Source organism: Methanomassiliicoccales archaeon LGM-DZ1 (genome assembly GCA_030168595.1).
Classification (GTDB): domain Archaea; phylum Thermoplasmatota; class Thermoplasmata; order Methanomassiliicoccales; family Methanomethylophilaceae; genus Methanomethylophilus.
Map to the genome: position 1 here is coordinate 621,277 of CP115556.1, position 25,457 is coordinate 646,733.

General features: G+C 60.0%; 24 protein-coding genes. 6 read left to right on the forward strand and 18 right to left on the reverse strand.

Annotated elements, in window-relative coordinates:
- Positions 1-47 precede the first annotated feature (47 nt).
- Positions 48-1,100, forward strand: a complete 1,053-nt coding sequence (locus O8W32_02890; GenBank protein WII09788.1) for a TIGR00303 family protein — start codon at positions 48-50, stop codon at positions 1,098-1,100.
- Between the two features lie 110 nt (positions 1,101-1,210).
- On the opposite strand, the gene O8W32_02895 is transcribed toward O8W32_02890, so the two are convergent.
- From O8W32_02895 to O8W32_02950, 12 genes are all read right to left on the reverse strand, one after another.
- The gene (locus O8W32_02895; protein ID WII09789.1) at positions 1,211-1,459 is read right to left on the reverse strand and encodes a hypothetical protein; all 249 of its coding nucleotides are present in this window, start codon (positions 1,457-1,459) and stop codon (positions 1,211-1,213) included.
- A 259-nt stretch (positions 1,460-1,718) separates the two neighbouring features.
- Positions 1,719-2,987, reverse strand: a complete 1,269-nt coding sequence (eno, locus tag O8W32_02900; GenBank protein WII09790.1) for a phosphopyruvate hydratase — start codon at positions 2,985-2,987, stop codon at positions 1,719-1,721.
- 3 nt (positions 2,988-2,990) lie between these two features.
- Complete coding sequence (locus tag O8W32_02905) at positions 2,991-3,884, reverse strand: hypothetical protein (GenBank protein ID WII09791.1); 894 nt, start codon at positions 3,882-3,884, stop codon at positions 2,991-2,993.
- Positions 3,885-4,069: 185 nt separating this feature from the next.
- A complete protein-coding gene (locus O8W32_02910) occupies positions 4,070-4,219 on the reverse strand; it encodes a 50S ribosomal protein L40e (GenBank protein ID WII09792.1) in 150 nt (49 codons plus the stop codon).
- Positions 4,220-4,304: 85 nt separating this feature from the next.
- On the reverse strand, positions 4,305-5,009 hold the full coding sequence (locus O8W32_02915; protein WII09793.1) for a hypothetical protein: 705 nt from the start codon (positions 5,007-5,009) through the stop codon (positions 4,305-4,307).
- The gene (locus O8W32_02920) at positions 5,006-5,596 is read right to left on the reverse strand and encodes a hypothetical protein (protein ID WII09794.1); all 591 of its coding nucleotides are present in this window, start codon (positions 5,594-5,596) and stop codon (positions 5,006-5,008) included. The genes O8W32_02915 and O8W32_02920 overlap by 4 nt, the downstream gene beginning before the upstream one ends.
- A gap of 49 nt (positions 5,597-5,645) precedes the next feature.
- On the reverse strand, positions 5,646-6,881 hold the full coding sequence (locus O8W32_02925; GenBank protein WII09795.1) for a glycosyltransferase family 87 protein: 1,236 nt from the start codon (positions 6,879-6,881) through the stop codon (positions 5,646-5,648).
- A 347-nt stretch (positions 6,882-7,228) separates the two neighbouring features.
- Positions 7,229-7,774, reverse strand: coding sequence for a hypothetical protein (locus O8W32_02930; protein ID WII09796.1), 546 nt, complete (start codon positions 7,772-7,774; stop codon positions 7,229-7,231).
- A gap of 117 nt (positions 7,775-7,891) precedes the next feature.
- Positions 7,892-8,077, reverse strand: coding sequence for a hypothetical protein (locus O8W32_02935; protein WII09797.1), 186 nt, complete (start codon positions 8,075-8,077; stop codon positions 7,892-7,894).
- 886 nt (positions 8,078-8,963) lie between these two features.
- Positions 8,964-9,926 (reverse strand): TIM barrel protein, encoded by a 963-nt coding sequence (locus O8W32_02940; GenBank protein WII09798.1) that lies wholly within the window; start codon positions 9,924-9,926, stop codon positions 8,964-8,966.
- 5 nt (positions 9,927-9,931) lie between these two features.
- On the reverse strand, positions 9,932-10,591 hold the full coding sequence (locus O8W32_02945; GenBank protein ID WII09799.1) for a hypothetical protein: 660 nt from the start codon (positions 10,589-10,591) through the stop codon (positions 9,932-9,934).
- A 104-nt stretch (positions 10,592-10,695) separates the two neighbouring features.
- Positions 10,696-11,934, reverse strand: coding sequence for a methionine adenosyltransferase (locus O8W32_02950; protein ID WII10038.1), 1,239 nt, complete (start codon positions 11,932-11,934; stop codon positions 10,696-10,698).
- A gap of 122 nt (positions 11,935-12,056) precedes the next feature.
- Here O8W32_02950 and O8W32_02955 point away from each other — a divergent pair, with 122 nt between their 5' ends.
- On the forward strand, positions 12,057-12,587 hold the full coding sequence (locus O8W32_02955) for a CBS domain-containing protein (protein WII09800.1): 531 nt from the start codon (positions 12,057-12,059) through the stop codon (positions 12,585-12,587).
- A 5-nt stretch (positions 12,588-12,592) separates the two neighbouring features.
- On the opposite strand, the gene O8W32_02960 is transcribed toward O8W32_02955, so the two are convergent.
- A complete protein-coding gene (locus O8W32_02960; GenBank protein WII09801.1) occupies positions 12,593-13,522 on the reverse strand; it encodes a ribonuclease Z in 930 nt (309 codons plus the stop codon).
- A 33-nt stretch (positions 13,523-13,555) separates the two neighbouring features.
- Positions 13,556-13,771 (reverse strand): hypothetical protein, encoded by a 216-nt coding sequence (locus O8W32_02965; protein WII09802.1) that lies wholly within the window; start codon positions 13,769-13,771, stop codon positions 13,556-13,558.
- Between the two features lie 105 nt (positions 13,772-13,876).
- Between O8W32_02965 and rpe the strand changes: the two genes are divergently transcribed.
- The 3 genes from rpe to ileS all read left to right on the forward strand — a co-directional run bounded on the left by rpe (position 13,877) and on the right by ileS (position 18,653).
- Positions 13,877-14,533 carry a ribulose-phosphate 3-epimerase gene (rpe, locus tag O8W32_02970; GenBank protein WII09803.1) on the forward strand — a complete coding sequence of 219 codons (657 nt, stop codon included), beginning with the start codon at positions 13,877-13,879 and terminating at the stop codon, positions 14,531-14,533.
- A gap of 55 nt (positions 14,534-14,588) precedes the next feature.
- Positions 14,589-15,563, forward strand: a complete 975-nt coding sequence (gene fen / locus O8W32_02975) for a flap endonuclease-1 (protein WII10039.1) — start codon at positions 14,589-14,591, stop codon at positions 15,561-15,563.
- Positions 15,564-15,692: 129 nt separating this feature from the next.
- Positions 15,693-18,653, forward strand: a complete 2,961-nt coding sequence (ileS, locus tag O8W32_02980) for an isoleucine--tRNA ligase (protein ID WII09804.1) — start codon at positions 15,693-15,695, stop codon at positions 18,651-18,653.
- Between the two features lie 107 nt (positions 18,654-18,760).
- Here ileS and O8W32_02985 read toward each other — a convergent pair whose 3' ends face one another.
- Genes O8W32_02985 through O8W32_02995 form a run of 3 tightly spaced genes read right to left on the reverse strand, consistent with a single transcriptional unit; the run spans position 18,761 to position 21,940 of the window.
- A complete protein-coding gene (locus tag O8W32_02985; GenBank protein ID WII09805.1) occupies positions 18,761-19,537 on the reverse strand; it encodes a DUF126 domain-containing protein in 777 nt (258 codons plus the stop codon).
- Positions 19,534-20,718: an aconitase X catalytic domain-containing protein gene (locus O8W32_02990; GenBank protein WII09806.1), complete on the reverse strand. Its 1,185-nt coding sequence runs from the start codon at positions 20,716-20,718 to the stop codon at positions 19,534-19,536. Before O8W32_02990 ends, O8W32_02985 begins: the two co-directional genes overlap by 4 nt.
- Before the next feature lie 37 nt (positions 20,719-20,755).
- The gene (locus O8W32_02995; protein ID WII09807.1) at positions 20,756-21,940 is read right to left on the reverse strand and encodes an MFS transporter; all 1,185 of its coding nucleotides are present in this window, start codon (positions 21,938-21,940) and stop codon (positions 20,756-20,758) included.
- 141 nt (positions 21,941-22,081) lie between these two features.
- Here O8W32_02995 and O8W32_03000 point away from each other — a divergent pair, with 141 nt between their 5' ends.
- Positions 22,082-23,299, forward strand: a complete 1,218-nt coding sequence (locus O8W32_03000; GenBank protein WII09808.1) for an AAA family ATPase — start codon at positions 22,082-22,084, stop codon at positions 23,297-23,299.
- A gap of 73 nt (positions 23,300-23,372) precedes the next feature.
- Here the strand turns inward: O8W32_03000 and O8W32_03005 are convergent, their stop codons facing one another.
- The gene (locus O8W32_03005; GenBank protein WII09809.1) at positions 23,373-25,079 is read right to left on the reverse strand and encodes an IS1634 family transposase; all 1,707 of its coding nucleotides are present in this window, start codon (positions 25,077-25,079) and stop codon (positions 23,373-23,375) included.
- Between the last annotated feature and the right edge of the window lie 378 nt (positions 25,080-25,457).

Genomic DNA, 25,457 nt, shown 5'->3' on the forward strand with positions numbered 1-25,457 from the left:
CGCCGTCGCTGACTGCCCGCGGGAACGTTGGCAATGCCAAGAAGATAATGAAGAGGATCTGGGGGAAGAGGGGGATATTCACCTGCACCATCGCCTCCACCCTGACCTCCACCATCCCGGGGATCTCCGAGGCAGGGGACACCCCCGAGCTCACCCTGTTCACCGGCCCGGCCGATGCCGAGCTCCTCATGGCGGGGAAGGTCCTCTGCATGAAGGACATCCCGATGAACCCCGGGAACATCCCCACTCCCGCCACGCTCACCAAAGCCGCCCTGGAGCTCTCCGGGATGCCGTTCGCGATCATCAACGGCGGTTCGAAGGTAACCCCCAGGATCCCCTGCATAGAGGTCGGGGGAGTCACCGGGGAGAAGATCACCGGCGGGCATGCCATGGAGCATGACAACGTCATGAGGGCGTTCGAGTACGGGAAGATCCTCGGGAAGCACCTCGCGGACACATACGATTACGTCGTGGTGAGCGAGAGCTGCGCCGGCGGCACCACCACCGCTCTCGCCGTCCTCCTCGCCATGGGCGTCATCAGGGAGAACCTTGTGAGCAGCAGCTCCCCGAAGAACCCCAAGAAGTTCAAGTGGGACACCGTGATGGAAGGGTTCAAAGCAGCCGGGATCTCCATCGGGGACCTGAAGGATAACCCCCTGAAGGCGATCGAGCTATTCGGGGACCCTATGATGCCGGTGAACCTCGGCATCGCGCTGGGAGCGGCCCCCAGCGTGCCCGTGATGTTCGGCGGGGGGACGCAGATGGCCCCGGTGATGGCCGCCGCCCTGAAGCTCGACCCGTCCATCATCGGCAACATCGTCCAGGGGACCACCAGGTGGCTCCTCGCCGACCCCAATTCCAGCATGGAGAGGATCGCCGAGGCCGTCTCCCCGGAACTGCCGATCGTCTGCATCAACATGGATTATTCAGAGTCCCCGTACGAGGGGCTGCAGGCCTACGAGTGGGGGTACATCAAGGAAGGCGTCGGATGCGGCGGGTCCTGCGTGGCAGCCGTCGCCTCGAGCTCCGGGGCCATAGGATGCAGGGAGATACTGGCCCGCGTGGAGAAGATCTACTCCGGGCTTGTCAGGCCTGAATGAGGGGCGGGCGCTGCCCGTCCCGATGGGCCGCCCGAACAGTATTACTTTTAACAAAAAACGTAGCAAAAAATTATTCTGCCGTCAGTTCCGGGGAATTCATTTCCGAATACTCAGAAGGCAGGCTCCTCCTCGATGATCGAGAAGTGCTCGTCGAGCATGTCGAGCTCGGTCGAGATCCTCTGGTTCCGGCAGAAGGAGCATTCGATCGGCTTGCGGAGGCGGACCTTGGTCTCGTACTCGTTCTCGTCGAAATCCACGATGCGTCCGCATTTGCAGTAGATCTTATGGAAACAGCCAGGGCCAGCATCGCAGATCAGACTGTTCCTGACGGAATCTAGCGGCACGAACGGATCAGGCATCGGGCATTCAGGCAGACGCAGTTCCTCCTAAACTCGAATCCCACGGAGTATCCAAGTCCCATCCCGATGCTCCGAGTGTACTTCCGACCTATTCGGTACTAACCATATAAGCATTCGTATCGACAGTTTTTTAGGCAACACATAGTCGTAGAAACCCTTCAAATACGCCTTGTGAATGGATAGAAAAATATAAATAATAAAAATAAGGGCCCTTCCGGCCCCGGAGGGCCGGCGGGAACCCGCGTCCGCCGGCGGCGGTTCAGAGCCGGAGGGCCTTCCTGCCGGCGAAGACCGCTTTGTCGCCGAGCCTGTCCTCGATCCTGAGGAGGCGGTTGTACTTGGCGGTCCTCTCGCCGCGGCAGGGCGCGCCCGTCTTGATCTGGCCGGTGCCCCATCCGACGCAGAGGTCGGCGATGGTGGTGTCCTCGGACTCTCCCGACCTGTGGGAGACGATGACGTTGTACCCGTGGTCGGCGGACATCTCGCGGGCGTTCTGCGCCTCGGTGACGGTGCCGATCTGGTTGACCTTGAGCAGGAGCGCGTTCGCGGCCCCCTCGGAGATCCCCCTGCTGAGCCTGCGGGTGTTGGTGACGAACAGGTCGTCCCCGACGATCTGCACCCTGTTCCCGACGGCCTTGGTGAGCTCCGCCGTGGTCGCGAAATCGTTCTCCTCGAACGGGTCCTCGATGCTGATCAGCGGGTATTCCGAGATGATCTCCCGGTAGTGGTCGGCAAGCTCCCTGGCGGTGAGGCTGAGGCCGTCGACGCTGTACTTCCCGCTGTCGTAGAACTCGGACGAGGCGGCGTCGATCCCGAGGTAGATGTCCTTCCCGGGAACGTACCCGGCATCGGATATGGCGTCGACGATGGTCCCGAGGGCCTCGGAAACGGTGTTGACCGGGGGCGCGAATCCTCCCTCGTCGCCGACGTTGATGGCCCCGGCGCCGTACCTCTTCTTCAGGATGCTCTTCAGGGACGCGTAGGTCTCGGCGGCCATCCTGAGGCACTCGGAGAAGCTCTCCGCACCGGCCGGGATGATCATGCATTCCTGGATCTTCAGGTCCCCTCCGGCATGCTTCCCGCCGTTGATGATGTTGAACATGGGCACCGGCAGGGTCCTGTGGTCCTTCCCGATGTGCTCGTAGAGCTCCTCTCCGGCGGCGAAGGCGCCCGCCCTCGCGACGGCGAAGGACACTGCAGTGGTCGCGTTCCCGCCGAACCTGCTCTTGTTGTCGGTCCCGTCGGCGGCGATGATCGCCGCATCGATCCCCTTCTGGTCCTCCGGGTCCATGCCGACGATGGCCTCGGCGATGGGGCCGCGGACGTTCTCGACCGCTTTCAGGACTCCTTTGCCCTTGTACCTGTTCCCGCCGTCGCGGAGCTCGAGGGCCTCGTACATCCCGGTGGACGCGCCGGACGGCGCGATGGCGGAGATCTCATGGCCTCCGACGGTGACCACAGCTTCTACAGTGGGGTTGCCCCTGGAATCGAGGACCTCTCTTGCCCATACCTTCTCGATCTTTGTCATTGCTCAATCCTCCTTGTACGGCGCCATCATGGAAGTCAGGAGCGCCCTCTCGTTGGGGGAGAGCAGGTCCGAGTCCGCGGACGCCAGCAGCGTGTATTTCTTGATCTTCCTCAGGTCTATGAGCTCCTTCACGGCCACCATGGTCGAGTCGATCCCGCATCTCTCGATGATGCCGTCGAGATCGTCGATGGCGATCACCGGCATGTAGCCGGTCTTGAGGAACTCCCGGGCCGAGGCGATGAGCGTGCCCAGCGGGTAGCGCTCCCCGCGCAGGGTGAAGACCGGCGAGGCGCTGTCCAGCCCGAACGAGTCGCGGACGGCCTTCGCGCGGCCTGCGGTGATGATGAACATGTCATACCCGGCGGCGGAGAAGGTCCTCATGACATCGTAGACGACCGACGGCTGCTTCTCGAAGACGACGTATGCCTCCCCGGGGACGATGCCCCTGCGGGTCAGGTCCGAGACCGGGTCCTGCATGCGTTCCTTCTTCGACGCGGAGACGTTGGACGACCCGCCGAACTCCGCCTCCTCCAGCGCCTTGGCGAAGTCCTCGGAGCCGAAGGGCTTGTCCAGGACCTTCTTCACGTAATTGCTGCCGGGGACGGATTCGCCGGGGAGCCTGAGGAAGATGACGACAGGGCCCTGGGACGACCTCATCCTGCGGTCCTTGCGCCCGGGATAGGTGCCGTAGATCGTCTCCAATCCGTTGATGAACTCGGTGCCCCCTCCGGACACCCCGTTATCGAGGACAACCAGCATGCGCTCCCTCTCGGCGCGCACTGCGGCGAGGGCCTCCTGGACGGAGGCGACGACGGTGTACTGCCTCCCGAGGCTGTCGAGCTCCCCCGTGAGGGCGGCGGTCATGAAATCCCTGTCCTCGACAATGAGCGTCTTCATGAGAATCCCCAGGCTTCAGTATCAAGCGCGGTTATATAATTCCGTCCGAGAAGCCCGGCGGATTCCTTGGGGACCGCCGAAGCGGGCCGGGACGGACGATGCCTTTGGATTAACCAACCTCTCGGTGGTGAAACGATTTTCAGGAAGAGATGCGGCGGGGAATCCCGCCGCAGTGAAAGACCTGCTTACTGCTTCCTGCTTTCCCTGGCCTTGGGCCTAAGGTTGCTGTATCCGCATTTGCGGCACTTGGACGCCTTGAGGGGGTTCGTCGCATAGCAGTTCATGCAGACGGACTTGTCAAGGAGCCTGCGCTCCGCCTCTTTGAAACGGGCCATTTATATTCCTCTGGCAGTCCAATAAGCAGGCAATATAAAATCATTCGCCACAGGTTATGAAGGCCTGCGCGGCCCCCGGGGACGGTCAGTCCCTGCCGCTCTTCTTCTTGGACGGCCTGTGGAAGACGGTGCTGTCGGCGATGTCGATGGGGGTGCGCTTCCTCAGCATGAGGCCGGCTATGACCACCATGATGACGCTGCCCACCAGGTCGGCGCGGAGGTCGTCCAGGGTGTCGAAGACGCCGTAGGTCATGTAGTTGGTCCCGGTGACCATGTCGATGTAGCCCTCCATGATCTCCCAGATGCCTCCCCAGGCCAGCGAGATCATCAGGGTGTAGCAGTGGATGGCCGCATCAGACCCCAGGGTGAGCCGTTTGGGCTGGTACTTCTGGATTATGCACAGTGCCAGGAACACGATGCCTCCTACGCTCATCGAGGACAGCACATGGCCGAAGAAGCCCCACCAGGGGACTCCCGGGTCCTTGTAGAGCCCGTAGCAGAGGGACTCGATGTAGATCATGACGTCGATGATCAGCAGGAAGCTGAACCACCAGGGCATCTTGGCTATGCCGGTCAGCCTGAGGACCGGGATGACCGAGATCACCAGGAAGCAGGCGATGCACGACGCCTCTAGGTACTCAGGGGGATGGGGATCGTCGCCGATGCTGAGGCCGCGGGCGGTGCCGTCCACGACCTTCCAGAAGGTGAAGGCGATGATAACGAAGACTATGAGCCAGACAGCGTAGGTCAGCTCCCGGTCCTTCTTCTCGGGAAGATGGTCGAGGCTCATTCCCGCACCTCGAAGCGCTCCCTGCACAGGAGGTAGTCCCTGCCTTTCTGGTACCTGATGAAGACAAAGGCAGCGACAATGGACAGGGCCAGGCTCACCATCAGGTACGCCATCTCATCGACGAAGAAGAAGTTCTCGTCCAGGTCGTTCTTGTTGAAGATGGACACCGACACCAGGGAGACCGAGACCATGGCGACGCAGTTGAACACCATGAACCCGCCGACCTCGTAGCGGTTCAGCACCGATCCGAAGAGCACCGCGATACAGACCGCGGCCTCGTAGGCCAGGGGATAGGCGATGACCCAGACCACGATCCCTTCCATGTGGGCGTATACCCTGTCGTCCATGTCGCCCTCGAGCACATACGCCATCAGGAAGGAACCGACGACCATGCAGACGGTCGCGATGAGGGGCACCTCCGGGTCAACAGGAGAGTTCCTCCCGGACTCGTACCACAGAAGCACGGCGAAGATCGCCGATATGAGCGTCAGCGTCGCTGTGAACTCATCATCCTGCAGACAGCACAGGACGGTCATCACCAGCCCCGCCGCAGCCATCAAGAGGTATGCCCTCGCATCGGCTTTCATCTCGGGAGCCATCGCGAACGAGTAATTAAACGATGGTATCGCAGAGCGGTCACAGACGCTCGGGGAACCTGTCCCTCTTCACCAACTCCCAGGTCAGTGCCAGATAGATCCCGACGGCCGCCACGTTCCTTACCAGGAGCACTATGGTCCCGATATTGCTCAGGTCCTCTCCCTCCCCTCTCATTCCGAAGTTCACCAGGAAGTTCAGCTGGGTGAGGACCTCCACCGCGATGAACCACGTGATGATGTTGATGCTGCGCCCGTCGCGGTCGTCCTCGGCGTGCGCCTGCATCGTGTAAAGGATCATCAGGGGTATGAGCCAGATGACGTACTGCCCCGAGAACACGGTGGAGACGAGCACGAAGGTCATGAGCGCCAGGAGGGCCACCAGGGCGCTGTCCATCGGCACCTTCGCCGGGACCTTCCTCCTGCCCATCGCCGACCAGTAGAAATAGTGGGCGTAGAGCATCAGCAGGACCACGGCCATGAGCGGCAGCATGATGTCCCCGAGGAGATCGGCCATGTCCCCGTAGAGGTTGTCGGACCCGTACTCGAACCCTACCCAAGCGTCGGTGAGGCCCAGCATGTCCAGGAACTCGGGGAGGGAGGCTATCGGGGCCTCGATCTCCAGCGGGCGGTCGGTGTGGTAGGTCATGAAGGAGAGCGGGTCCGAGCCCATGGCGAAGAACGCTCCCAGGCACAGGAGGCCGGCCCCGCAGTAGATGACGGCGCCGCGCAGGGCCTCCCTGCGGTCGCCTTTCGACAGCAGGTAGATGAGGAGCACCGGGAACAGAACGGCAGGATACAGCTTCACCAGGGTGGCGACGGCGAGGACCAGGAAGGCGGCGCCGTTCTTCTTCTCCAGGACGAAGACGACGGCGAGCATGGTGAGGACGGCCGGGATGATGTCGAAACGGTCGGCGAGGAACTCGAACATCAGGAGCATCAGGACGGAATAGAACATCATCGTCCCGAACCTGGAGACCTTGTAATGGACCGCCATGCGCTCGCTGCACCAGAGACCCAGCAGGAAGAATCCGAAGGTCTCGGCCAGGAAGGCGGCCTGATAGGAGGAGACAGACCAGCTGAACAGGCGCGGGATCAGGATGAAAAGGTACGCCAGCGGGGGATACTCCCATGTGCTCCATTTGTCGTACGCCCACACGTCCTCGGTGTACGGGAACACATGCCCGCTCACCATGGCATCGGCATACGGCCAGTACCCGTCGCGTACGCTCGACGGGATGTCGGAGAACTCAACAATCAAAAAGAGAACTACTGCCAAAACGGCATATATGCCTCCGAAAAGCAGATAATCGCGGCGCCTCTCTGTAATCTCCACGTCCGCATATTATGAAGCATTCATTTAACGGTTCCACTCTCGCGGCATCATCAACGCCCCTGCTTCAGCCTGTCCGCACGGCCCGCGTTCGGGCCCTGCCGTATCGGATATGGAAGACATCGCCTCGGGAGAGCGTCCGGCATCCGAAACCTGCTGACGGCGCCGCATCATCTCAGCCAGACGTTCAGTAACGGCAGTATGCTGCCGAACCTGTCTCCGTCCGGCAGTCTGTCCGAGAATGCCAGCCTGTACCTCACTACTTCGCCGAGGCCGTCGATCTCATCGAGGTTCTATACGCACCACGTCTGGTTGTTTTCCGACGGCGGGATGCTCTCTATCAGCACCAGATCGTGCACCGGCCCGATCCTCTTTATGAGGCCCTTCACATCGGTCTTCTCCCTCGGGAACATCCAGACATGCCCTTCGATGTACTCGGGGCGGTCGCTGCGCAGCTCGTCGAACAGATGCGCCATCGGTTCGTAGGTGCCTCCCTGGGAGCGGAACATGAAGATGCCGTCCATGTCCAGGGACCAGTACGAGATCTCCTTCGTCCCGGCGGGGGAGACGGCAGTCCTGATGACCGGATGGAAATGGGGATGCCAGCCCGTCTCGTATTGATGGACGGCGATGAAGCTTCCGTGACGGAGGTACCAGCAGACGAACGGGACCAGGAAAGGGCTGTCGTACATGCATACAAAGAAATAATCGCAGGGTTTGCCTTTTATAGTGGTCACGATGCCGCACTGGTAAAAGCTGAGCCCCTCAGGGTCCGCGCCGAAATCGACCCTGTCGTAGGATCTTGACAACAGGTCTTCTTTGGTGAAGGAACGATGCATGAACACAAGCGGCCCGATGCGGTAAAACTCCTTGAAAGGCTTATGCTCCATCCTGCATGACTACTCGCAGATGTCCTCGATCTTCAGATCGGTGATGATGTAGGTCGGCATGGTATCTCAGATGTACGCATACTCGTCGCAGTCTTCGAACAGCAGGTCCAATCCCAGCTCCGAGGAGAGGATGGTCTTCCCGAACACGAAGAACGTGTCCCCGTCGGAACGCTCCGCGGAATCGAATGCGAAATCCGCGGAGCCAAGGGTCTGTTCAGGCGCTCCGGCGTCGTTCCTCCTGTCGTCCAGCATGAACAATACGGAGGAAGATACCAACAGAATGATCGCAATGACTGCTAATATGGCGTTTTTGTGCGTCATATTATCTTAAAAATAAAGACAATTTGTACATTATATTAAACTAACGCACGAGAAAACAATTTTTACTTTAATTTTAGTCTTGATAACACTTAATTCGGATAAGTTGGAACCGCTATTCCGGAAGCGGATTCACAATATGTCTCAGCAGGAGAGATTCACATGCTGATTCGGAAAGCGAAGGCATATAGAATCAAAAATATCGATTCTCGCGACAGATACTGATAATTAAACCCAAATGCGCCGCTTGCGAAGTAGGGCAATTCAATTAACTTCGTTTTTTTTGAAATCGACAGACTGTCGGCGCAATCCTTCCCAATAAGCCGCATGAACGGGAGCATGCAGCATCCAACCGGATATTTCCCAATTCGGGATCTCTTCCTTCCATTCCTTTGCCCTTTCAGATTCCCCGCATCTAATAGGCCGGCCGCCTCTTCCGGGATCGCCCTCAATGGGTACGGCTCCTCGTTCCTGTCGAAGTATTATCTCATCCTCCCCCCCCCATCATAGCAGAGGAAGCATCCTCCCTGGTAGAATTCCCCGTCCCTGCCCCATCTGTCGATGTACCGGTTCCCAATCGACCTTCTCCCGTTGAAGATCAGACCGTCCTCCGTCATGTCCCGGTCAAAGAAAACCTCGGAATCGTATTCCGAATCTGCTATGCACCCTGGAGTCCCGTCTTCGAACAGAATGGATCCGCTCGGCGAATGCTCCTCTCTGAACGCACGGTCTGCTGGATCCCCCGGTCCTCCGTCATTTCGATACGGAGCCTGTAAAGGGCCCGTCTCGTTTCATTCTTGCTGGATGCCTGACGAAGCACTCACGGAAACAGGGAGCGCTGTCTGCTGAGATCCCCCCAGCGGTCGCCCGAACCGCTGCCGTACAGCTCGTGCGTCAGATACCTTGGGCGCACGGAATCGATGATCTCGCGGACCCTCGGGCTGGTGAACGGCCTGTGCTGGTCGATTTCGGACGCACGCTTGTAAGCGCGGGCGGTGAACTCCTTCCAGGATTCGCCGTCATGCCTGCCGTCGTCCTTTATCGAGCGCCTGAAGTCCCCGGAGAGGCTCAGTTGCAGGTGCACGGTCATGATGCGGTCGTCCATGTCCAATGGGTACCTGTCCGTTATGGCGAGGACGGCGTCGACGGCATCGTCCTCCCTGTCGAGCCCGTCTATCGTGTTCATCAGGTGCCCGGTGTCAAGGGTGAACCCCCAGTTGTCGAACTCCAGCTTCCGCTCGAGGACCTTCCATTCGCCCGGGCCGCGGAGCTTGAGGCCTTCCCACCACAGGTTCTCGAACGCCAGCGTGAACGGGGGCTCCCCCAGGGGGAAGGGGCTTACAACCCGGTTCATCAGCTCGGCGAAATCCTCAATGATGCGCAGGTCGTCGCTCTCGTGCTTCCTCTTCAGGACCTGCCTCATGTCCGTGTTGCCGGCATGCATGACCCCGTACGCTGGCTTGACCGCGGCGGCATAGCGGATGGCCTTCCTGACCGTGGAGACCATCTCATCCCTGTCCCTGCCGAACGAGAAGTAGGTGAGGTCCTCGCCTTCCGTCCCCTCGTAGGAACGGCCTTCCCATGCGCTGTGCCAATCGATCGCATAAGGCAGATGGACGGAGGCTATGCCGGGGACCCCGACGTACTCCCTGCCGACGGGGGAGACCAGCGTGAAGAGCTCCAGCCCCCCGATCCCCATCCCTGCCAGCCGGTCTCCGAGGGGCCCCTCTCCGGGAACATCCGCAAGAGGCTCGAACACCGACCAGCTGTGAAGATGCTTCATTAGGGTCAGATGAGCTCGAAAGCGGCGTTGAGGGCCGCGACGACTGCCTGGATCTTCGTGTCGCCGCTCCCGACGATGATGGCGTCGTCCGGAGTGATGCCCGTGTCCTTGCGGATCTTGTAGGCAAGCTCGGGGGAGTGCTCGTCCAGGTTCCAGTCCGGCGGGATCATGAGCTTGCCGTCGCGGATGACCAGGGTCGTGCATCCGGTGGCGCCGGCCTTGATGCCGGCATCCCTCTGCTCCATGCCGTTGACGATCTTCTTGGCCACCCCGTAGACGATCACGGACTGCTGGACCGGGCCGGTAGTGGAGAGGGACTCGAGCTGCACATCGGACAGGCGCAGCGGAATCTGCTCCAGGAACGCCTTCCCAGAGCTGGTGATGGAGATCCCGGTCTGGCGGATGAGGACGAAACCCCATTCAGTGAACTTCTCGAGGATGCGGCGCATGCTGCCCTCGCCGACGCCTACCTCCTCCGCCAGGCGCTTGCGGCCCATCGTCCTCCCGTCCGAGAGCACGTAGAGGGCGTAGTAGACGTTCGCGTCGGTAAAGCGGAACATCGGGCCGTAGGCCGGAATATCCATGATCTTCATGTAAACATCGGACTCCTCGGGCCTCAGAGGCCCAGATTTAATGCAGGATGCTCCGGTTGGAGCAGTCTTCATTATCGGTTTGTAATCCGACTCGTCAGTATAAATAATTGATTAAGTGCATGTTTGAGACGGGCCTAAATCGCCGTAAAAGGGGCCCTGAGGCCCCTTTCCCAGGCTCAGAAGGTCTGGATCTTGCCGGCGATGATCTTCTCGGAGACCTTGTCGATGTTGTCGAGCCAGTCGGCGGCGATGGCGTAGGCCTCGTCCTTCCACTTGCCGATCTTGGAATCGAGCAGCTGGGCATCGTCCGAGATAATGTTGATGCTGGCGTTCAGCGGGTCGGAGATGGTGTGGCCGATCTGCGAGAGCAGGCGGACGTTGATCTCGGCGTCGCCGCCGACGACCTTGGCGACATCGTTGGCGATGATGTTCGACAGGACGTTGTAGATCTTCCCGACGTGGGTGATGGGGTTCTTGCCGGAGGTGGCCTCCATGGACATGGGCCTGAACGGGGTGATGAGCCCGTTGCACCTGTTGCCGCGTCCGACGGACCCGTCGTCTCCCATCTCCTGGGACAGCCCGGTGACGGTGAGGTAGTAGACGCCGCGCTTGTAGTCGTCCCCGGTGTTCACGTCGACCTTGAGCTTCTCCTTTTTCCCGTACTTGTCGATGATCCCGGCGCCGAAGTCCTCGACGGACTTGGTGAGCTGCTCGATGGCGGACTTGTACGCGGTGGGGTCCTCGATGAACCTGTCGACCATGGCGGCGGCGATGGTCATGGTGATGTCGTTGCCGACCCTGGAGCACATGACCTTGACGTCCTGCCCGACCTCGGGGAGGGTCTTCTTGAGCTTCCCGTTGATGTAGTTCTCGGTCTGCTTGGTGAGCTGGTCGGTGACGGAGAAGGGAGCGTAGCCCACTCCGAACGAGGTGTCGTTGGACAGGAAGTTGGACGCCTTGTAGACGCCGGTGAGGTCGTCGGACCCCATGCCGAGCTTGGTGTCGAGGATGACATCGGAGTCGACGTCGAGGTAGGGATAGGTCTTCTTCAGGTACTTCCTGACGCCCCTGAGGGCGGTGGACTCGACGGGGAGGCCGTACTCCTTGCCGTCCTTCTCGATGTAGGTGGTGGCCCTTCCGTCCATGAGGATGTAGACGGGCTTGACGATCACTCCTCCGCCGAAGGCGGGGCGGGAGATACCGGCGACGACCTCGGTCTGGTCGGTGTTGTGGTGGAGGACGTGCCCGACCTCCTTGATGTACATGGCGCAGAGGGACTCGGACACGGTCTCGGCGACACCGTCGGCGACGGAGTCCGGATGGCCGATACCTTTCCTCTCGACGATCTCGATCTGCCTCTTGGGGACGGGGACCTGCTCGATCCCGTTGACGTAAATATTCTTCTTGGACGCCATATGCTTCACTTTAAAATTCGTACACTTTAATGGTAAATAATATAGATTGATGGTTATATTCAAATAAGCATAAAGTATAACCGCCGCACATGAAATTCCCGCCTGCATCCGATATCAGGAGAATGAGGAAGGCGATGGATGTTACCCAGACGGAGCTCGCAAAACAGTCCGGCGTCTCGCAGAGCACTATCGCCAAGATCGAGAGGGGCCGCATATCGGCCAGCTATGACACCGTGGTCAAGCTCTTCGAGACCCTTGACGACATGGCCAAGGGCGGCAAGCACGACATCACCGCGGCCGACGTGGCCTCCAAGGACATCGTCAGCGTCCAGAGCACCGACAGGGTGCGCGTGGCCTCCGAGCTGATGAGGACCACCGGGTTCTCCCAGCTCCCGGTCCTGAAGGGGGACACCCCCGTCGGCAGCATCTCCGAGAAGAGCATCTTCGAGAAGATCCGCGCCGGGAAGACCATGGAGGAGCTCAAGGACGCTCAGGTCTCGACGGTCATGGACGATTCGTTCCCCGTGGTGAACGAAACGACCCCGGTATCCTCGGTGACCGGGATGATGAGCGACTGCGGCGCCGTCCTGGTCGCCAAGAAAGGGAAGCTCGTCGGCATGATCACCAAGGCCGACATCCTGAAACTGGTCTGATGACTTCACCAAGAGCGTCGGCGGATCTCCGTCAGGCCGGTCCTGGAAAGGCGGTACTGGCACATATCCGACGGTATGCGGAGGTTATCCCCGAAGACCGCGCGGGCGTCGTTCTCGACGGGCCCCGTGTCCTTCCCGAACCTCCCGCTCAGGTGCACCAGGAACAGGTACCTGCAGCCGGCCTCCAGCGCGTCGCGGGCCGCTTCGGCCGCCGTGCTGTGGAAGCGCTCCTCCGCCATGGCCGCCTCAGCCGAGGAGTATGTGGATTCGTGGATGATCGCATCGGCCCCTTTCGATGCCTCCACGATCGACCTGCAGGGGCGGGTATCGCCGGTGTACACCACCGACAGGCCTGGGTGGGGCGGGCCCGTGATGTCCTCCAGCCTGATCCCCCTGACCGTCCCTCCCTTCTCGAGCTCGGAGAACTCCGGCCCGGTTATGCCGTATCCCTTCGCCTTCTGGGCATCGATCTTCCCGCGCGAGGGCGGCTCGGACAGCCGGTAGCCCAGGGACGGCACGCCGTGGACGGTCGCGAACGCCTCCGCCTCCAGGTTCCCGATGGGCACCCTGTCCCCCGGCGACAGGTCCCTGGAGTCCACTTTGTAATCGAACTCCCCGCCGCAGACCCTGTTCACCATGTCGAGGGCGTCCGAGAACCCCTCGGGCCCGCATACGGTGAGCGGGTCCTTCCGTCCCATGAGCCCCATCGTCTGCATCAGGCCCGGGAGGCCGTAGAAATGGTCCCCGTGGAGATGCGTCACCAGGACCGCGGAGACCTTCATGAGGGAGAACGGGGAGACCATGAGCTGGCGCTGGGTCCCCTCGCCGCAGTCGAAGAGGACGACCTCCGGCCCGCTGCGGACCGCGACGCACGGGAGGCCCCGGTCCCTGGACGGGACGCTCGCCCCGGTCCCCAGGAACAGAATGTCCATCATCCCGCGCGCCTCCGGATAATGTACCGGACTTCCTCAGTACACGGAGTCCAGGGACCTCTCGGTCTTGGTCTCCTTCTTGTACTGCTTGTAGTGCTCCTTGCACAGATGGACCGAGCGCGCCCCGGAGTCCTTCAGCTTCAGGGAGCATTTCGCAACCTGCTTCATGTTGAGGGAGCGCTCAGCCTCGCAGCTGCAGCCCTCCACATCGCATATCTCGACCTTGGCCCCATGGCCAGCCGTTCCTGACATGCTGCGGTCATCGCCGTCGGGATATAAATTTCGGACGGTCGGACAACAGACCCAGAGGTCGGGCCGACGGCAATACTTTTTACCTGATTCGGCGATTGGCGGTGCATGACCAAGATTGCCCCGTCGATGCTCTCATGCGATTTCTCCAGGCTCGGTGAGGAGCTGGCGAGGATCGAGAGGTCCGGGGCCGACTGGGCCCACCTCGACGTCATGGACGGGATGTTCGTCCCCAACCTGACCTTCGGAGCGCCGGTGATAAAGTGCGCCAGGAAATGCTGCGGGCTGCCGTTCGACGCCCACCTTATGATCGAGGACCCCGTGCGCTACGTAGAGGATTTCGCGAAAGCGGGATGCGACTCGATCACCGTGCACGCGGAGGCCGACGGCGACGTGATGGCCGCCGTGAAGAAGATCAAGGACCTGGGCCTGAGGGCGGGGATCACCATCAACCCGCCGGCGGACGTCAGCATGCTGGACCCCTATCTTGACAAGGTCGACATGGTCCTCATAATGACCGTGAACGCCGGGTTCGGCGGGCAGAAGTTCCATCCGGAGTGCCTGCCCAAGATAGAAGCGGTCAGGAGATGGGCGGAGGACCACAACCCCGCCCTGGACATCTCGGTGGACGGAGGGATCAACCGCGAGACCGGGAAGCTGTGCGCGGATGCCGGCGCCAACGTCCTGGTCGCCGGGAGCGCCCTGTTCAAGCTACCCGACATGACCGAGGAGATCGCGCTGTGGAAGAAGTTCGGGAGGGACTGAGACGGGAGTAAACCTATCAGACCTCGTCGAGGCCGAGCAGATCGAGCCCTCCGACCTGAACGGAAGGAAAGTGGCGATCGACACCTACAACATAGCCTACCAGTTCATGTCGGCCATCCGCCAGCCGGACGGGTACCCGCTCTGCGACAGCAGGGGGAGGACCACCTCGCACCTCACCGGGCTCCTGCACAGGAGCGCCAGCCTGGTGGAGGCCGGCATAGAGCCGATCTTCGTGTTCGACGGCAAGCCCCACCCCCTGAAGCGCGCGACCCTCGACGAGAGGAAGGCCCGCCGGGACGAGGCCGAGAAGGAATGGAGGGAGGCCGTCGAGCGCGGCGACCTCAAGACCGCCCGCACGAAGGCCCAGCAGACCTCGAGGATGACGGACGACGTCAGGGAATCGGCGAGGGAGCTCATCGGGCTCATGGGGTTCCCGATCGTCCAGGCCCCGTCGGACGGGGAGCAGGAGGCCGCGTACATGTGCATCAAGGGCGACGTCTACGCCGCCGCGTCCCAGGATTACGATTCCCTCCTCTTCGGGACCCCTACCCTGGTGAGGAACCTCACCCTCACCGGCAGGAGGAAGGTGCCGGGGAGGGACGTCTACCGGGAGATCAAGACGGAGATCATAGACTCGGCCGAATGCCTGTCGAAACTGGGCATCACCCGCAGCCAACTCGTCGACATGTGCATGCTCATGGGCACGGACTTCAACGCCGGGATCAAGGGCATCGGGCCCAAGAAGGCACTGAAGTACATCCGCGAGAACGGGGACCTGGAGCACGTCCTCGCCAGGATCGGGGAGGACATACCCGACCGCGACGAGATCAGGGACATATTCCTGAACTACAAGGGCGCCGACGGGTACGATACCCAGTACACCGAGCCGGACCGCCAGGGGGTCATCGACATGCTGGCCGGGTACGATTTCTCCGAGGACCGGGTGGCGGCCGCCCTGGACAGGATCGATAAGGCGCGCGCCGAGCAGAAGAAGAAACGCCAGCAAAGGTCCCTGGACGCGTTCTTCTGAGGCCCCTCCGCCCGGGCGCCGAAAGACCCAGACGCATATCCGCTCAGTCTTCGGCAAGCTATATAACATCGGAGCCGATGGTCGGGCCGTGAACGGCGGCAAGATATACCCCGTTCAGAAGGACGAGCGATGATAAAGCAGATCCAGGCCAGTTATTCCGCCCCCAAGGCGGAGAAGGACGTCCAGGAGCTCTGGGCGTCGGAGCATGCATACGAGAAGACCAAGGAACTGAGGGAGCACGGACCGGCGTTCTACTTCCTCGACGGCCCCCCTTACACGACGGGATCGATCCACCTCGGGACGGCGATGAACAAGACGGTCAAGGACATCCTCATCCGCTACTGGAGGATGAACGGCTACAATGTCCGCGACCAGCCCGGGTTCGACATGCACGGCCTCCCCATCGAGGTCCAGGTCGAGAAGAAGATCGGGGTCCACTCCAAGAAGCAGATCACCGACGAGATCGGCATAGACAAGTTCGTCACGACCTGCCAGGACTTCGCCTACGGGCTGCATGCCAGCATGACCGACGCGTTCAAGAGGCTGGGGGTCTGGATGGACTGGGACCACCCCTATCAGACCCTGAAGCTCGATTACATGGAGTCCGCCTGGTGGACCGCCCAGCAGGCGTTCAGGAAAGGGCTGCTGAAGGACTCGTCCAGGGTCGTCACCTGGTGCCCCCGCTGCGAGACCGCCCTCGCCGAGGCCGAGATAGACTACTGGGACGAGACCGACCCCTCCGTGATGGTCAGGTTCCCCCTGGCCGACGGGAGCGGGACGTCGCTCCTAATCTGGACCACCACCCCCTGGACCCTGCCCTCCAACGTGGCCGTGGCCGTCCACCCGGACGAGACCTACGCCAGGGTCCTCATGAAAGCGGAAGACGGCAGGTCCGAGACCGTCATCATAATGAAGTGCCAGGCGGAGTTCGTCATGCAGAAGGGAGGCTACACCTCCTTCGAGATCCTCGGCGAGATGCAGGGGAAGGACCTGGTCGGCACCGGCTACGTCCCGCCCTTCGAGATCGGGGACTGCCTGAAGAGGACCGACTACACCTACAAGGTCGTCACCGCCGATTACGTCGAGAAGGACAACACCGGGCTGGTCCACACCGCGACCGGGTTCGGTCCCGACGACTTCGAGACCGGCAGGAGGTTCGGCATACCCGCGTTCTGCCCGGTGGACGAGTCCGGGAGGTTCACGCAGGACTTCCCGATGATGGCCGGCAAGAAGGTCCGCACCTGCAACGACGAGGTCATCAAATACCTGCAGGAGAAGGACATCCTCTACAACACCTCCAAGATCAAGCACAGGTACGGCCACTGCTGGAGATGCAAGACCCCTATAATCTACAGGAACACCCGCCAGTGGTTCATCGAGGTCCCCAAGGTGAAGGACACCATGCTCTCCGAGATCGACCGCGTCAAATGGACCCCCGAGTGGGCCGGCGCCGCCAGGGAGAAGAACTGGGTGGAGGGCGCCCGCGACTGGTGCGTCTCGAGGCAGAGGTTCTGGGGCATCCCCCTCCCCATCTGGGAATGCTCCTGCGGCGAGAAGAAGGTCGTCGGCCAGTACGACGAGTTGAAGGAAGGCGAGGGGTACACCGAGGGCATGGACACCCACCGCCCCTGGATCGACGGCGTGACCTTCAAGTGCCCCAAGTGCGGCGGCACCATGCGCAGGATCCCCGACGTCATGGACGTCTGGTTCGATTCCGGCGTCGCAGCATGGGCGGACCTCGGTTACCCCCACAGGAAGGAGGAGTTCCAGAAATGGTGGCCCCCGAAGTTCATCGTCGAGGCCCAGGACCAGACCCGCGGATGGTTCTACACCCAGCTGGCGGCCGGCGTCGTCTCCTTCGGGCGCGCCCCGTACGACGAGGTGATGATGCACGGGTGGATGCTCGATTCCAAGGGCAGGAAGATGTCCAAGTCCCTCGGTAACGTCGTCACCCCCGAGGAGGTCATCGACCAGTACGGCGCCGACGCCCTCAGGTTCTACATGATCATGGTCAACGCCCCCTGGGAGGACACCTCCTTCCAGAAGACCGGCCCCAAGGACGCCTGGAAGGTGCTCAACACCTTCTGGAACGTCATCAACTTCGCGGCCATGTACATGTCCATGGACGGGTACGACCCCGCTGAGCACAGCCTCGAGAGCATCATGCCCCACCTCAGGAACGAGGACAAATGGATGCTCTCCAGGACGGAGAAGATGAAGGCGGCCGTGACCGAGGGCATCGAGAGCAGGGAGCTCCAGAAGGTCGTCCGTGCGCTGTCCGACTACATCATGGAGGACCTCTCCCGCTGGTACCTGCACCTGATAAGGGACAGGAGCTGGGACGAGGAGAGCTCGGAGGACAAGACCGCCTCCTACTTCATGCTCCACCGCTCGATCATGAGCGCGGCCATAGCCCTCGCCCCTGTCTGCCCGCACATCTCGGAGATCGCTTACGGCGCCATGGACGGGAAGAAGCTCACCGTCCACATGGAGGACTGGCCCAAGCCCGACATGAGCCTGGTGAACGAGGACCTCGAGCACAGCATGTCCCTGATCCAGAACATCATCGAGACCGTCGCGGCCGAGAGGGCCAAGACCGGGTCCAAGCTCAGGTGGCCGCTGAAGGCGGTCTACGTCCGCGGGGCCGACGAGAAGGTCAACTCGCTCGTGAAGGTCTTCGATTCTGTCCTGGCGCAGCAGGGCAACATCAAGAGCATCGATTACCTCCCGCCCAACGGAGAGGTCGTCGGCAAGAGCGATATCGAGCCGGTGCCGTTCTCGGAAGGGGAGCTCTTCATCGATTTCGAGATCACTCCCGAGATCGAGGCCGAGGGATACGCCCGCGAGCTGATCAGGAGGATCCAGCAGATGAGGAAGGACATGAAGCTGAACGTCGAGGACTACATCAACGTCGACGTGAAGGCCGAGCCCCGCCTCACCGCCCTGTTCGAGACCTGGAAGGACCATATCATGTCCGAGGTGCGCGCCAAGCAGATCGTCTTCACCGACGAGCCCGCCGGCGAGTCCGTCAAGGACTGGGACATCACCGGGAAGAACGTCACCATCGGAGTGGCGTCCACCAGGATCTGATCCCGGAAAAACCCTGGGGGAGAACATCTCCCCTGTATTCTCTTTATCTGAAAGCTCTGGCGCATCCCGCTCCCTCCCGAGAGCGGGATGCATACCGGGCGGCCGGATCAAACGGCCTTATGCAGCAAAGCCCCGACTATGCCGCCGACCCCGTCGACGAGCTCCTCTTCCGGGATGCTGCCGGACTCCGCCCATTTGTAAGAGACGTTCTCGCCGTTCAGTTTCACATCCTCCGAGGCGACCCTGTAGAGGAACGGATGCACGTCCCAAACGGTGTTCCCCTCCCTCACGAGGATCTCCTCTCCGGCGGCGTCCGGGAACCCGACGGAGATCCCGGTCTCCTCGGAGATCTCCCTGCGGGCGGCCTCCTCGGGGGTCTCCCCCCTCTCGACGCTGCCCGACACGAGGGAAATCTTCCCGGGGAACGAGTGCGCATGCTCCGGCCTCTTCAGGTACAGCACCTTCCCGCCGCAGACGAGGACGGAGGAGACGGTGTGCCTGAGCTCCACGCCCTTCAGCTCCACGTACCCGCGGGACCCGTCGACGGCAACCTCATCGCCGTCGCGGAAGAGGGAGACGTCGATACCGTCGACCATGGGCACGGACGAGATGACCGCCCCGGTGGTGACGATGGTCTCGGCGCTCCTGTTCACAAGTGCCAGAGGCGCCTTCCCGTGGACCATGAGGTCGTAGACAACGTACGATCCGACGGTGGACCCCTTCCCGTTCGGGAACATGAACACCCTGCCGGCGATGTTCCCGTCTCTGACATGCAGGTCCCCGGTGGAGCCGTCCACGCCGCCCAGGAAGCTGAACGCCTCCGGATAGGTCACAGCGGTGCCCTCGGCGAAGCCGGGGGATATCGCCCTGCCCTTCATGATCATTCTATCACCTTCAGCAAGTCGGGGATATCAGCGAACATGACCTTCTGGGAGCAGAGGGTGGGCAGGTAGTTGCCGGCCTTGGCGGAATTGGTGGCCGTCCTCCGGAAGGTGCCCTCGATGGGCGCCACCACCATGCAGGTGTCCGCCAGGACGGGGCCGAACTCCTCCATCACCTTCACGTCCTCGGCGCACTGCTCGCGCACGGATTCCGAGGTGCAGAACCAGATCTCCGTGTCCCTGTTCCTCTTCTTCTTCCCCTTGAGCATCGACGCTATGTCGTGCATCTCCTTGGGAGAGAGGTGGGGGCATCCCAGCGCGATCAGCTGGACATCGTCCGCGGTGTTCAACTTGTCGTACGCGGCCTTCATCTCTTCCTTCCCTATGCTGATGTGCTCCAGGCCGGAGATGTCGAGACCGTCCTTAGCCTCGGGGGTGCATCCCTCGGCATGCCAGAGCGCCACGGAACCGGCGGCCGCCATGGCCGCCGAGAGGGTTTTGGCGTCCTCGATCGCGATGTCCCTGAGCCCGCGGAAGTAAGGGACCCCGCGGCCCATCTCCATCCCTACTGCCTGTCCCAGAAGGGAATAATCGAACACCGATCCCCCGAAGTCCGAGACGTCTATGACCTTGGTCGGTCTCCTGTTGGCGTCGAGATGGAGGCCGTAGTTGGCGGTCTTGCCGATAATGGCGGCGGCCAGGGCGCCCGGCCCGCCTTCGCGGTTGGTCCTGGCTCCGAAATACGAATTGGCGACAGAGAGGGCAGAGGACTCCGCCCAGGCGATGTGCTGCCCTTTCTTCGGGACGTTGTCGCCGAGGTACGGGGTGCAGGAGCAGGTCTTCCTTATCCCCATCTTCCCGTACAGGTCGATGATCTCCAGCTGCTTCTCCGCGAACTCGGGGGAGATGTGCATCTCCTTCCAGCGCCCGCGGTCCATGCCGACCGGGTTGAGGGTCGAGGGAACTGAGACCTTGGCCCCTCCGGCGGCAAGGTCGGAGAGGTACTTCAGCCCGCCGTCGCCGATCGTCTTGTAGGATGCGCCCGAAAGATGGGCGGATGCGATGTCCACGAGGCTCTCCGCGCCGTAGACCTTGCCCAGGGCCACGACCAGCTCCATGGCCTTCTGGAAGCCGGCGCCCTTCTCGCCGTCCAGGACGGCCTGCTCCTCATCCGTCAGTATCATGGACGGACCATGGCGTTCCGGCTATTATAGGCTGACCTCACGCCCCGGCCGCGCCTGAAGCATCGCGGCGCTTCATGGCCGCGATGAGCACAACGGCGGTGAACAGCGCCGCGGCCATGCCGAGGATGCCTCCCACATACCCGATGTCGCCGACAGACAGATTGTCAGTGACCGCCCCGCCCAGGATCGAGCCCATGGCAATCCCTACATTGTATATCCCGGACTGGAGAGACATGGCGATGGCGGCGGAGTCCTGCTGGGAGGCATGCAGGGTCTCGTTCTGGAAGGAGATGTTGAACATGGTGTGGGACATCCCCCAAAGGATCACCAGCAGGAGCACCGCGATCTCGAGTTCCGCGGCGGCAGCGAGAGCCAGCATCGACAGCGACGAGAACGTCAGCGCGGACATTATGAAGGCATACCTCGCGGAGCCGTACTTCTTGGTGAAGAGAACGCTCCCGATCAGGCCGGCGAGCCCGAAGATGATGAGCGCGGCGGTGATCATGTTCTCCGACATGCCTGCGGTCTGGAGCATGAAGGGCTCGATGTAGCTGTACGCAGTGTAATAGCCGGTGACGTAGACCGCGATGACCAGGTATATCCCCATCAGGACACGGTTCCTGAATATCTCCGGAAGCCGCCTGACGGTGAAGGTTCCGGGGTTCTCCACCCTTGGGAAGACGATGGCCAGCATGACTAGGACCGCCGCTGCCGCCAGCGCCATGGCGATGAACGCCATCCTCCACCCCAGCGCGAGCCCTATGACCCTTCCCAGGGGCAGGCCGATGACCATCGCGAGAGAGGTGCCGGTGGCGATCAGGCTCAGCGCCACCTTCTGATGCTCCCTGTCCACCACCCTGACCGCCAGCGGGGCCGCGATCGACCAGAACACTGAATGCGCCACGGCCACTCCGAGACGGGACGCCATCAGCATCCAATAGGACGTTGAGATGCCTGACATGAACTGGAAGACGGCGAAGAGGACCACCGTCATCAGGAGCATCCTGCGGTACTCCATCTTCCTGAGGAGGAGCATGATCGGGAGCGACAGGATGGCGACGGCCCAGGCGTAGACGGAGATGATGAGCCCGGCCTTTGATTCCGAGATGCTGAAATCATCCGAAATGGCCGTGAGCAGCCCGATGGGCATGAACTCGGACATATTGAAGATGAAAACGCTGAGGGCGATGCCGATCAGCGGTAGCCACTGCCTGCCGCTCATTTATCTCACTCGGACGGGCTTGTTCTAACCTGTTGAAATAACCATCGCCTGTACGCCGACGATGGCATAAGCAGGTATTGCCGTAATTTTTTTACTGAAGATAGGAAACCGTTAAAAGAGATGTGCGGCCATAGCGATTTGATGGCACAGCGTGCATCGAACAATGGAAACACCATGCTCAGGAAGTTCTCTGTGGAGAACTACAAGAACTTCTGCGATAAGGCCGTCCTCGATTTCACTGCTGTCAGAGACTATTCGTTCAGCAAAGACTGCATCAGGAACGGCCTCCTCGACAAGGCGGTCCTGATCGGGAAAAACGGCAGCGGAAAGACCAACCTCGGTTTCGCACTTTTCGATATAGTCTACACTCTGACCGACAATCAGTCTGAGATCCATCAAACTGATGAGCAAAGCTTCATCAACGGCGACAGCAGAGGGAACGAAGCCGCATTCTGCTATGAGTTCCAGCACGGCGATTCGATCATTGAATACTCCTACAGGAAATCCTCTCCGTTCAAGATCACATATGAAAAGTTAGCAGTCGGCGGGAAAACTGTCTTTGAGATAGAAGATGCAAAACTTACATCCCTGGATGCCCAACTGATGAGTGCGATCGGCGCCGGAGATCTTCAGTTCTCCGCATACGGCGGTTCGCTCGCATTCTTCAGGTACGTGGCCCACAATACGCCGCAGTCTCCTGAATCTCCGGTGTATTGGATAACCGATTTCGTCAGGAGGATGCTGTATTTCAGGTCTGTACAGGACGGAAACGTCTACATCGGCCTGACCAAGGGGCAGGAATCGTTGGACCAGTATCTGATAGAGAACAACTTGGTCGATGATTTTCAGAGATTCCTGAACGATACTGCAGGCTTTGAAATGAAGCTGTCGACAGTGGATACTGAGGCCATGCCGAGCATAGTCGTTCAGAGATTCCGCAAAAAGCCAGTGCTGCTGAGCGCCGTGGCATCAAGCGGAACCAAGGCCCTCGAGCTCTACTACTATTGGAGCAGAAGATTCGATGATGCGTCATTCATATTCATTGACGAGTTCGATGCGTTCTACCATTACGAACTTGCAGAGAATATGCTGAGGAACGTACTGAAGATAAGATCTGCCCAGATAGTTCTGACGACTCACAATACAGGCTTGGTAGGAAACGATCTCCTTAGGCCGGACTGCTATCTGATGATCGATGACGGACAGATAAGATCGTTTTCCGGATCGACAGGCCGCGAGATCCGCAAAGGGCACAATCTGGAGAAGATGCTCCGTAAGGGAGAGTTCGATGGCGGAGATAATCCTGTTCATAATCGAAGTGGAGAGCGAGCCACGATTCCTGAAAAAAACATGAGTTAATCGTCTCGAACCTGAGGTTGAAACCTATTCCTGTGAATCAATCTTCACTGAAATTCTCGGATTTGTAGGTACATCAGGAATCCGCCAAAGCTGATTCCGGAATGTAAGTGTACGGTTTCAGGACCAGGGTCTTTGGCGGATGCGGCACCTTGAGATCATCCATGAACCTGCGGTTCCGTTTGGTGATCTCCAATACCCTCCATTCCCCCTTCTTTCCGATTGCCAGTATGTTGTCCATGGACTGGAGGACGGTCCGCACGGGTTCCCCGTGCCTGCTGTCCCGAAGCTCTTTCGCCATGGTGCACCATAATATCAGAGCAACGAACTTGATCAGCAGACGGCCCTTGGCCGTCTGCGGATCCTTAGTCCTGAACCTGTTCCCGTCCAATTCGTTCTTCATCACATCGAATGCTTGTTCCACATATGTCCTGCAGTCGTAGCAGGACATCATGTCCTCCCAATCCTCTATCCCTTTGCAGAACATCACGAACATGCCGTTGCGGTTCATGGAGAACGACATGGCATTCTTCCTGCGCTCTATCCTGAGTTTCCCTTCCCCATCCACGCTCAGGTCGAAGTATTTCGCATACGGTCCCGCGAGTCTCTTCGCTTCCTTCACCGCCGTGTACGGATTGGTCTCGGACAATCTCTTCTCTATGTCCAGGATCGCTTTGTACACCGTATCCGCATCCTCTGCCGCCTTCTGCCTGTCGTAGCAGGCATACGCCTTCATCCTCATGTTCTCCGGAGCATCCGCGAAACGCGGATCCTCCGGCAGGATGAGTTCGTATTCCGCAGTATCATTGGAGTCCTCATCCTCCGTTTCGGGTTCCGCTCTGGGGACTATGGCCACTTCCGATTCCAGCACGGAATATGTATGTTCATCATGCAGCCTCAGCGAATCGGCATGGTGCTTCTCCTTCACGAGTCTGGAAAGGAGGGCCTTAACACACCTGGTTGCCTTCTTCCCGGGGATCACGAAGGATACCTCCTTCTCCAGCAGATACTTCAGATTGGATGCGGAACCGAATCCCCTGTCCATGATGAGAGAACAATCGCCTTCCTTCAGTTCCCCCACACGTTCCACCGTCCTTTCCAGTGTCCTTAGATCGGGAATCGACCCCGGATACAGTTCGAACATCACCGGTATGCCGGACTTGTCGGTGACAAGTCCGAAGTTCAGCTGTTTCATCTTCTCTTTATCGCGGTTGTATCCCCATTCCGCCCATTCCCTCATCCTGCTGTGGCTGGAAACCGATGTTAGATCGAATGTCAGAGTGCCTTCGGCCCTTGCCAGTCTCCTTTCGAACAGGTTCTCGAGGCTGCCCAGGCTCTCTCCCAGGAACTTTGTGAATTCCGACAATCTGGGAGAGGAGAATCTCCCTTCCAGCCCCAGCATCTCCCCGATCAGGCAGCCGTCGACGGTATCCTCCACGGACGAGAACGGTCCTCCGGATAATGCCTGTGCCACGGCACAGGCGAGTATCCGGTCCCCTTCAGGACCGAAACAATAGAAGAGATCCTCCCTCAGCCCGATGCGTTCAGATATGCTCTTGAGCATATGCGAACCCCCGAATCTCTTCCCGGTTATGTCCTCATCCGACAGGAAAGAATCCGTCCGAGCACGATTTTTCTTGGGAATTATTTTTCCGCTCTCTTCGTCAAGAATCCCGATATATTCATTCACGGTCTTCGGATACTTGCTTCCTGGCTCGTACACAGAGGTGCTTCTGTAAGCATATTTCCTGTTACCCCTCTGAACGTAATATATTTCGGGCATATACCTATATTGTAGGTATATTATAAAAACTCATCGATATATAAAGCGTATTTAAAGAAACAAAATCAGTTTATAAAGAAAAATGTACCCTTACAGGTGTACCTACAAAGATCCGAGAATTTCAGATCTTCAGTGTTTAATCAAAAACCTGTCTTCATGAGCAGAACTGATTCGCCGACAGGTCTTTGCAATCACATTCTGGTCTTTATTTTCTCTATGTCATGCTGTCAATCAAAGATTGACGTTTACGCTTGGATGAGATTCAGCTTTGATGCGTTTTACGTTTCCGCAGGATCCGCCACGATCCCGTTCTTTGAGAGAGGTGTTCGGAATGATTGAGAGCAAATAACCACCGCATGTGCGCCGGCAGACGGCCCT

Coding starts and splice junctions, on each gene's coding strand:
- O8W32_02890 (WII09788.1), top strand. CDS start 48: ATGAAGAGGATCTGGGGGAAGAGGGGGATATTCACCTGCACCATCGCC.
- O8W32_02895 (WII09789.1), bottom strand. CDS start 1,459: ATGCCTGATCCGTTCGTGCCGCTAGATTCCGTCAGGAACAGTCTGATC.
- eno (WII09790.1), bottom strand. CDS start 2,987: ATGACAAAGATCGAGAAGGTATGGGCAAGAGAGGTCCTCGATTCCAGG.
- O8W32_02905 (WII09791.1), bottom strand. CDS start 3,884: ATGAAGACGCTCATTGTCGAGGACAGGGATTTCATGACCGCCGCCCTC.
- O8W32_02910 (WII09792.1), bottom strand. CDS start 4,219: ATGGCCCGTTTCAAAGAGGCGGAGCGCAGGCTCCTTGACAAGTCCGTC.
- O8W32_02915 (WII09793.1), bottom strand. CDS start 5,009: ATGAGCCTCGACCATCTTCCCGAGAAGAAGGACCGGGAGCTGACCTAC.
- O8W32_02920 (WII09794.1), bottom strand. CDS start 5,596: ATGAAAGCCGATGCGAGGGCATACCTCTTGATGGCTGCGGCGGGGCTG.
- O8W32_02930 (WII09796.1), bottom strand. CDS start 7,774: ATGCATCGTTCCTTCACCAAAGAAGACCTGTTGTCAAGATCCTACGAC.
- O8W32_02935 (WII09797.1), bottom strand. CDS start 8,077: ATGCTGGACGACAGGAGGAACGACGCCGGAGCGCCTGAACAGACCCTT.
- O8W32_02940 (WII09798.1), bottom strand. CDS start 9,926: ATGAAGCATCTTCACAGCTGGTCGGTGTTCGAGCCTCTTGCGGATGTT.
- O8W32_02945 (WII09799.1), bottom strand. CDS start 10,591: ATGAAGACTGCTCCAACCGGAGCATCCTGCATTAAATCTGGGCCTCTG.
- O8W32_02950 (WII10038.1), bottom strand. CDS start 11,934: ATGGCGTCCAAGAAGAATATTTACGTCAACGGGATCGAGCAGGTCCCC.
- O8W32_02955 (WII09800.1), top strand. CDS start 12,057: ATGAGGAAGGCGATGGATGTTACCCAGACGGAGCTCGCAAAACAGTCC.
- O8W32_02960 (WII09801.1), bottom strand. CDS start 13,522: ATGATGGACATTCTGTTCCTGGGGACCGGGGCGAGCGTCCCGTCCAGG.
- O8W32_02965 (WII09802.1), bottom strand. CDS start 13,771: ATGTCAGGAACGGCTGGCCATGGGGCCAAGGTCGAGATATGCGATGTG.
- rpe (WII09803.1), top strand. CDS start 13,877: ATGACCAAGATTGCCCCGTCGATGCTCTCATGCGATTTCTCCAGGCTC.
- ileS (WII09804.1), top strand. CDS start 15,693: ATGATAAAGCAGATCCAGGCCAGTTATTCCGCCCCCAAGGCGGAGAAG.
- O8W32_02985 (WII09805.1), bottom strand. CDS start 19,537: ATGATCATGAAGGGCAGGGCGATATCCCCCGGCTTCGCCGAGGGCACC.
- O8W32_02990 (WII09806.1), bottom strand. CDS start 20,718: ATGATACTGACGGATGAGGAGCAGGCCGTCCTGGACGGCGAGAAGGGC.
- O8W32_02995 (WII09807.1), bottom strand. CDS start 21,940: ATGAGCGGCAGGCAGTGGCTACCGCTGATCGGCATCGCCCTCAGCGTT.
- O8W32_03000 (WII09808.1), top strand. CDS start 22,082: ATGGCACAGCGTGCATCGAACAATGGAAACACCATGCTCAGGAAGTTC.
- O8W32_03005 (WII09809.1), bottom strand. CDS start 25,079: ATGCCCGAAATATATTACGTTCAGAGGGGTAACAGGAAATATGCTTAC.